Raw genomic sequence first — 706 nt, 5'->3', positions numbered from 1 at the left:
GGCCGAGGCGGCGTCGGGCCGGGCGCCGCTCAGGTGTGGGCGAAGATGTCGACCTCGGGCCAGCCGTCGAGGTCGAGCCGGGCGCGGGTCGGCAGGAAGGCGAAGCAGGCCTCGGCGAGATCCGTGCGGTTCTCGCGCGCCAGCATCCGGTCGAGGCGGTCGCGCGCGGCGTGGAGGTGGAGCACGTCGGAGGCGGCGTACTCCACCTGCGCCGGCGTCAGCGTCTCGGCGCCCCAGTCGGAGGATTGCTGCGCCTTCGACAGGTCGACCCCGACGCATTCGCGGACCACGTCCTTGAGCCCGTGCCGGTCGGTGTAGGTGCGCGCGAGCTTCGAGGCGATCTTGGTGCAGTAGACCGGCGCCGGCATCACCCCGAGCGCCCGGTACAGCACCGCGAGGTCGAACCGCGCATAGTGGAAGATCTTCCGCACCCCCGCATCGGCCAGGATGCCCGCCAGCACCGCGGGCACCGGCCCATCGCGAAGGATCTGCACGACGTCGGCCGAGCCGTCGCCCTTCGAGACCTGCACGACGCAGAGCCGGTCGCGATGCGGGTTGAGCCCCAGCGTCTCGGTGTCGACGGCGATCGCCGCCCCCGGCTCATACCCGGCCGGCAGGTCGCCGCGATGCAGGCGGATGGTGTGGCTCGGCATGGTTTTCGGGCTTTTGGGGTGGGGGGTTTTGCGGCGGGTATCACCCTGAGGGG

At 72.0% G+C, this 706-nt stretch carries 1 protein-coding gene; it reads right to left on the bottom strand.

All coding sequences use genetic code 11. From position 1 onward, the window contains the following. Positions 1–29 precede the first annotated feature (29 nt). Positions 30–653: a ribonuclease D gene (locus FV223_RS29180; protein WP_147730061.1), complete on the bottom strand. Its 624-nt coding sequence runs from the start codon at positions 651–653 to the stop codon at positions 30–32. Between the last annotated feature and the right edge of the window lie 53 nt (positions 654–706).

Source organism: Methylobacterium sp. WL116, from assembly GCF_008039455.1.
Taxonomy (GTDB): domain Bacteria; phylum Pseudomonadota; class Alphaproteobacteria; order Rhizobiales; family Beijerinckiaceae; genus Methylobacterium.
Note: the sequence above shows the minus strand (reverse complement) of the source record. Positions and strands in the feature narration are given on the sequence as shown.